This is a genomic window from Planktothrix sp. FACHB-1355, from assembly GCF_014748295.1.
Taxonomy (GTDB): Bacteria; Cyanobacteriota; Cyanobacteriia; order Cyanobacteriales; family Aerosakkonemataceae; genus Aerosakkonema; species Aerosakkonema funiforme_A.
Genome location: NZ_JACJUP010000248.1, coordinates 1 through 7,097, shown reverse-complemented (window position 1 = coordinate 7,097; position 7,097 = coordinate 1). Strand labels below are relative to the sequence as shown.

Here is a 7,097-nt window from a genome sequence, read left to right as displayed (position 1 = left end):
GGACTTGACGGCGATTAAAATCGCCAGGTGCGTTTCATCCCCATGTCTAAAGCCAGGGGCTTTCACGCACGGTTTTCGGTAACTAAAATCCAAATTGCGATAAGTATCAAAAGCTTCTAAAGCATTTTTTCCTGTATCCCAAACATTCAGCCGACAAGTTAGCACCTGCTTATTATTATAAAGAAGTTCAAAAATTTGTTTTTCTCCGATACCTCAGAGCAATCTCGCCCAGGCTGCGATGGAAGGTTAACATAAGTTTTGCCTCGTGCAACGGCAATCTTTTTAAGATGCCACTGCACGAGGCAGAAAAAACGAAACCATTTATTTAATGCGGATGGTGAGACTCGAACTCACAAGGACAAGCCACACGCACCTCAAGCGTGCGCGTATACCAATTCCGCCACATCCGCGTTTGGGGTAACTTTAGCAACCCATTAGTTATACTAGCTTACTTTTGTTCGCATTGGCAACTGTATAACTAGGGCGTTGGGGAAAGAGGGAGAGGGAGAGGGAGAGGGAAGAGGTGGACTTTTGACTTTTGACTCCCCCACTCCCTCTTCCTTTTGACTTTTTGCCAATGTTGCGATTGATTAAGGAATCGCGCCAAAAGCCGGGTTCTGCAACACTTCACCAGCAAGTAGTCCTCAACACCGTGATAGGATTAACAGCCGAAGACAAAAAGCTGCTTCGCCTCAAGCGTCGGTGTCGCCATCAACAAGCCGCCAAAGAAGCTGCCGAGGTTTAGTGTTACCGCTCGTCGATCCGAAAGCTGGAAAATGCGTTTTTCTAAGATATTAATTGCTAATCGCGGCGAAATTGCCCTACGCATTCTCCGCACCTGCGAAGAAATGGGAATTTCTACGGTTGCCGTTCACTCTACCATTGACTGCCACGCTCTCCACGTCCAACTTGCTGACGAAGCGGTTTGTATTGGCGAACCTCCCAGCAGCAAAAGTTATCTCAATATTCCCAACATCATTGCCGCAGCGCTGACGCGCAATGCTACGGCAATTCACCCCGGATATGGATTTTTGGCCGAAAATGCCAAGTTTGCCGAAATTTGCGCCGATCACCAGATAGTTTTTATTGGCCCATCTCCCGCAGCGATTCGGGCAATGGGAGATAAATCGACTGCTAAGGAAACTATGCAGCGGGTGGGTGTGCCTACGGTTCCCGGTAGCGATGGGTTGCTCTCAGATGAGAAGGAAGCAATGGCGATCGCTGCTGAAATTGGCTATCCTGTGATGATCAAAGCTACCGCTGGCGGTGGCGGACGAGGAATGCGTCTGGTACGAGAAGAAAGCGAATTCCTCAAACTCTTCCACGCAGCACAGGGAGAAGCGGAAGCTGCGTTTGGAAATCCCGGCGTTTATTTAGAAAAATTTATCGAACGTCCCCGACATATTGAATTTCAAATTTTAGCCGACAGTTACGGTAATGTGATTCACTTGGGCGAACGAGATTGCTCTATTCAGCGACGCCACCAAAAATTGCTCGAAGAAGCGCCGAGTCCCGCTCTATCGCCGGAATTGCGCGACAAAATGGGTATGGCGGCAGTTATGGCTGCTAAATCGATCGACTATGTTGGTGCTGGTACGGTTGAGTTTCTCTTGGATCGATCGGGTAACTTTTATTTCATGGAAATGAATACCCGCATTCAAGTCGAACATCCCGTCACGGAAATGATTACCGGTTTAGACTTAGTAGCGGAGCAAATCCGCATCGCACAGGGAGAAAAACTCAGTTTGACTCAAAATGATGTGGTTCTGCGAGGACATTCTATAGAATGTCGCATTAACGCAGAAGATCCGGATCTGAATTTTCGGCCTTCTCCCGGACGGATCAGCGGCTACCTCCCACCGGGGGGTAATGGCGTCCGTATGGATTCCCACGTTTACACCGATTACGAAATTCCGCCCTATTACGACTCGCTGATTGGTAAGTTAATCGTTTGGGCACCCGATCGCCAAGGGGCGATCGAGCGTATGAAACGCGCCCTGCGGGAATGTGCTATCACCGGATTGCCCACTACCATTGGCTTTCATCAAAAGATCCTCGAAACGCAGGCTTTTTTGCGCGGTGAGGTCTATACCAATTTCGTCGAACAAATTATGCGAAACGAGGAGAAAGGTAAGGGTAAGAAGTAGTCGCGGGGGAGTGGGAGAGCGGGGAAAGTCAAAAGTCAAAAGTCAAAAGTCAAAAGTCAAAATTCTTCCCTTTTCCCTCTTCCCCTAGCCCCGATGCCCTAGTCCCTAGCCCTTAAGCGCCATCATGGTTAAAATACCTTGCTGACCGATGAGGATCTCTCGCAGCAGGCTACAAATTCCCACCCAGATAATCGGGGTAATGTCCACGCCGCCTATCGGTGGCACAAGCTTTCTAGTCACCACCAGAAAAGGTTCGGTCGGCAAAGCGATCGTATTCCACGGAAAGCTATTCAAATTTACCTGGGGATACCAGGTCAGTATAATCCGAAAGATAAATAGGAGAATCATTACTCCTAGCAAGGAGCCAAGAATCAAACTGGCAAAGGAAGTCGCGGTCATAAAAGGTATGGGGTGCGATCGAAAAGCTTCTGGGTATTCTGTCACAGGGGCAATGCCTGCCGCTGCACTGGTTATAATTTTAAGATTTGTGAAAAAATTGAGCCACCCCTATAATTAAACACGGAGCGACTCGCTGCTACCGCCTTGCCGTAACTGGCGTCCGGCAAAGCTTTTCAAGGTGGCGTGCGATCGCTAAAATGAGAAAACGATAATTCTTGTAAAAGAGGCTGGTATCATGACTCCTTCATTAGCAAACTTTCTCTACAGTCTGCTCGCAGGTCTATTGATTGTCGTCATCCCCGTGGTTGTAGGGCTAATCTTTATTAGCCAGAGCGATAAAATTCAGCGTTCTTAATCGCATCTTGCTGTCTGGAAAACCCCACAGACAAGCGAGCGATACTTTCGCTGTGAATGCAAACCGTAGAATAATGTCGAACGGCACGCTTTACCAGATTTGAAAATAAAAGCGTCCGTTCTGCTTTTTTATGGGAAGTTGAGTAGAGACATCTGGCAGCTTTGTTTTGTTATAGAAATTGAAAAGAGCGATGGCGCTGATTTACCTTGGGAAAATACAGTTAAATTTAGCTAAAGCTTACAGAGCAAAAATCCTTAAACTTTAGCTTAAACAGCAGAAGCCCCACGTCCTACCCGTAGGGAGGCGTGGGATGAATGCGCGGTTGACGGAGGTACGGAGTCAACCAATAGATGTAGAGGATAGTCGATCAATCCATTCTTCTACCATCTGAGTAATAGTCTTTTCTCTTTCTGCCGCAATTGCTCTCAGCTTATTGAGTCGTTTTTCGGATAACCGAATATGAAGGTTTTTGTCTTTCATGTTGTGTTGCCATCGCGAACACGATAATGCTAACATAATGGTCAAGGAGGACAACGATGAGAACAGCATATCAATACCGATTACGTCCAACAAAACAACAAGTAGATAAGATTGACAGATGGTTATCAATGTTGTGCAGCCAGTACAACTATCTATTGGCTGATAGGTTTAATTGGTACGAGCAAAACCGCTGTTATATCAACGCTTGCCCTCTTGTTTGTCATCTGCCAGAACTACGAGACAATCCGGATTATTATTACCAAAAGAAAACGCCACCTCAACTTAAGAAAACTCATCCTTGGTATAGCGAAATCTATTCTCAAGTTCTTCAGGATGTAGTCAAGCGAGTAAAGGTAACATTTGACCGTTTCTTAAAGGGTGATAGGAATGGTAAGCGTAGTGGAAAACCGAGATTTGTGCGATGTAGAAAGTTGAGTGAATTGTAGGTACAACAACCAACAAAGTGAGAGGAAAGCCGTCTTTCCTAGTGGATTCTGTCCCACTATCCCCACGTAAAAGAGTCTCAGACTCCGGTCACGTTAGTAGTAAATAATGAATCTAACGGAATGCAGACCACGAAAGTATCCAAACCTGGAAGCCTAATCTGGGAAAGGGCAAGGGGAAGTTAGGGAAAGGTTAACGCAAGTGAATCATCGAAGAAGCTTCGTCAGTCTTAAAGAGTGAAATAAGGCTTATACACTCTGACCAAAAGGTGAGTAGGTGGTCTTGACGGCTGAATTTTCCGCAAGACGACAGAACAGAGTCCTACCGGAGTATAGATGGAACCTAACCCCTAACAAATCTCACACACTCGAAACTACAGTAAGCCCTATAGATTCTCGCAAGAAATGGTCGATATTGTGAGTAGGTCAACCGTAAGGAAGATGGAACTATCTAGAGGGTAAAGGATGTTGGAGAAAGCGAACGCCTTTGGTAATGCAAGGGATAGAGGTTCAAAATTTGCCTCACATTGAAAGATGGCAGACTTCCAACAGGTTCTCAACGATAAATCGGAAGTATAAGGAACTGAACCGAAAGTGAAAGATAGAGTCCGTAAGGACATCGGAGCCAAGGAAGCCTTAGCAGAATGGTCTGACATTAACTGGAAGACCGTGAACAAAAGGATTAAGAACCTGAGACACAGAATTTATCGTGCTACACAGGAAAAGCGATGGAATCAGGTGAGAAACCTGATGAAATTGCTAATGCGAAGTTACTCCAATCTTCTTGTGTCCGTGCGAAGAGTAACCCAAGACAATCAAGGCAAGCGAACAGCAGGCACAGATGGTCAAAAGGTGAAAACACCCCAAGACAGGGTGAAGCTAGTCAATGAATGGAAAGACTTCCAACCTTGGAGGGTCAAGCCAACCAAGAGGATATATATACCAAAATCCAATGGCAAACGCCGTCCACTAGGAATTCCGACCGTTAACGACCGCATCGCACAGGCAATAGTCAAAAATGCCCTAGAGCCAATCTGGGAAGCCCGCTTTGAGGCAAACAGTTACGGCTTTCGACCGGGTAGAGGATGTCACGATGCCATAGAACAGTGCTTCGCCAGACTACAAAAAGGCAAAGACACTTGGGTATTAGACGCCGATATCAAGGGAGCATTTGACAACATCAGTCACGAATATGTACTCAAAACTATCGGAGAAATACCGGGAAGAGAGTTAATTAAACAGTGGCTGAAGGCAGGATACATCGAATCAGAAGTATTCCATGAAACGGAAAGCGGCACCCCGCAAGGCGGAATCATTTCACCCTTACTAGCCAACATCGCGTTAGATGGAATGGACGAATGGCTGGGAAGCCTCACAAAAACCAAGTGGGGAAAAACGTACCAGTACGGAAATAAAAAAGTCCATAGCAAACATAAGTACAGGAAGTATGGATTTATCCGCTACGCTGACGACTTCATAGTCACTGCTGAAACTAAGGAAGAAATAGAAGCAATCCTGCCGGAAATAAAAGCCTGGTTAGCCAAAAAGGGTCTACAACTCAATGAGGAAAAGACCCAAATCAAACATATCTCAGAAGGTTTTAACTTTCTGGGGTTCAATATAAAGCAATACCAAGGCAAATGCCTCATCAAGCCCCAACAGGAAAAAGTAAAGGACAAAATAAACCAAATAAAAACCTGGTTAGACGAACATCCGAACGTCCAACCGGAAACGGTCATCAGTGTCCTGAACCCAATACTGAGGGGTTGGGCAAACTACTATAAACATGGAGTAAGCAGCCGCACATTCAACTACTTCGACCACAGGATGGTAAAGTTGCTCATCAGATGGGCAAAGAAAAGACATCCCAACAAAGGAGTGGAATGGGTCATCCCCCGATATTTTGGAAGAATAAAGGGCGACCATTGGGTATTCACAGCTAAAGCCAGAGACAGAAGGGGAAAATCCAAAGAAAGCTTCATCTTCAAGATGGCTACTACGGAAATCACCCGACACATCAAAGTCAAAGAGAGGGCGTCACCCGACGACCCAACACTGAGAATGTACTGGGAACAGCGACAAACCAGGTATGGCAAAGCATACTTCGCCAAAGGTTCCAAGCTATATCTAATAGCGCAAAACCAAAACTGGCGATGCCCAATCTGCGGTGAACACCTCTTCAATGGGGAACGCATTGATACCCACCATAAAGTAGAAGTGGCTAACGGAGGCAGCGACGAAGTGAATAACTTAGTTCATGTCCACAAAGAATGCCACAAACACCTACATAGTGGGCAGCAACCTGTGTACAAGAGAGCTTGAGCCGGATGATGGGGAACTGTCACGTCCGGTTCTTAGGGGAGAGAGGTACGGCGACGTATCCTCTCTTACCCGACAAGCCTCGTAATCGTTACCGCACATTCATTTATCCTCAGATGAAAGATGGATGTTTCCAGGGTAGCCTGATTAACCTCCCAATGCTTGGAAAAATCAAGGTTGTGTTGCATCGTCCAATACCAGATGGTTTTAAGGTTAAGACAGTATCTATCACCAAGAAATCTGATGGCTACTATGTAACGCTCTCTTTAGAAGATAAAACTGTTCCTGAGATAAAGCCAGATTTCAATCCTGAGTTAATTACCGGTATTGATGTAGGGTTGAAGGAATTCTTGACAACTTCCGAAGGTGAAACTGTTACTATTCCTCAACACTACCGTAAAGCGCAAAAACGTCTGCGGGTTATTCAAAAACGGGTATCACGTAGAAAAAAGGGAAGCAACGGTAGACTTAAAGCCATCAAGCAACTAGGAAAGCAACACAAGAAAGTTGCAGACAAGCGGAAAGATTTCCACTTCAAGACAGCTAATTATCTGCTATCAAAATATGACGTGGTAGCTCATGAAGATCTGAATGTAAAAGGTCTTGCTCGTACCCGATTAGCTAAATCTGTGTTGGATGCTGGGTGGTCAAACTTTCTGTCGATACTGACAAATAAAGCCGAAAATGCTGGTTTGTTGGTAATCCCAGTAAGCGCTCATAACACCTCACAAGATTGCTCCAATTGCGGTAAAAAAGTACCCAAAAAACTGCATATTCGCTGGCATAGTTGCTCATGTGGATATGAGCTAGACCGTGACCATAACGCAGCCATCAATATAAAGAACAGAGCGGTAGGGCATTCCGTTCTTAAAGGTGCGATTCGTTCAGCCGAAATCCTTTACGGAGGGATGGCTGGCTTCAGTAGAGTAACCCAAAAGGTTGAGTATGCACTTT

5 protein-coding genes, 1 tRNA gene and 2 pseudogenes are annotated in these 7,097 nt (G+C 45.7%); 6 read left to right on the top strand and 2 right to left on the bottom strand.

Annotation, left to right across the window (positions count from 1 at the left end; all coding sequences use genetic code 11):
• Positions 1-329: 329 nt before the first annotated feature.
• A tRNA-Leu gene (locus H6S82_RS12905) sits at positions 330-410 on the bottom strand.
• Between the two features lie 128 nt (positions 411-538).
• Here H6S82_RS12905 and H6S82_RS12900 point away from each other — a divergent pair.
• Positions 539-745, top strand: a complete 207-nt coding sequence (locus H6S82_RS12900) for a hypothetical protein (protein WP_190475678.1) — start codon at positions 539-541, stop codon at positions 743-745.
• Between the two features lie 31 nt (positions 746-776).
• Entirely contained in the window at positions 777-2,147 is a 1,371-nt protein-coding gene (accC, locus tag H6S82_RS12895; protein ID WP_190475676.1) for an acetyl-CoA carboxylase biotin carboxylase subunit, read from the top strand.
• Between the two features lie 105 nt (positions 2,148-2,252).
• On the opposite strand, the gene H6S82_RS12890 is transcribed toward accC, so the two are convergent.
• Positions 2,253-2,546, bottom strand: a complete 294-nt coding sequence (locus tag H6S82_RS12890) for a YggT family protein (protein ID WP_190475680.1) — start codon at positions 2,544-2,546, stop codon at positions 2,253-2,255.
• A gap of 235 nt (positions 2,547-2,781) precedes the next feature.
• On the opposite strand from H6S82_RS12890, the gene H6S82_RS12885 reads away from it, so the two are divergent.
• The 4 genes and pseudogenes from H6S82_RS12885 to H6S82_RS12870 all read left to right on the top strand — a co-directional run.
• Positions 2,782-2,901 carry a photosystem II reaction center X protein gene (locus H6S82_RS12885; protein ID WP_190475674.1) on the top strand — a complete coding sequence of 40 codons (120 nt, stop codon included), beginning with the start codon at positions 2,782-2,784 and terminating at the stop codon, positions 2,899-2,901.
• Positions 2,902-3,437: 536 nt separating this feature from the next.
• Positions 3,438-3,797 (top strand): annotated as a pseudogene (locus H6S82_RS12880) (helix-turn-helix domain-containing protein); the annotation flags it as partial.
• A gap of 621 nt (positions 3,798-4,418) precedes the next feature.
• Positions 4,419-6,146 carry a group II intron reverse transcriptase/maturase gene (ltrA, locus tag H6S82_RS12875; RefSeq protein WP_190475672.1) on the top strand — a complete coding sequence of 576 codons (1,728 nt, stop codon included), beginning with the start codon at positions 4,419-4,421 and terminating at the stop codon, positions 6,144-6,146.
• 80 nt (positions 6,147-6,226) lie between these two features.
• Positions 6,227-7,097: pseudogene (locus tag H6S82_RS12870) on the top strand (transposase); the annotation flags it as partial.

Coding starts and splice junctions, on each gene's coding strand:
- accC (WP_190475676.1), top strand. CDS start 777: ATGCGTTTTTCTAAGATATTAATTGCTAATCGCGGCGAAATTGCCCTA.
- H6S82_RS12890 (WP_190475680.1), bottom strand. CDS start 2,546: ATGACCGCGACTTCCTTTGCCAGTTTGATTCTTGGCTCCTTGCTAGGA.
- H6S82_RS12885 (WP_190475674.1), top strand. CDS start 2,782: ATGACTCCTTCATTAGCAAACTTTCTCTACAGTCTGCTCGCAGGTCTA.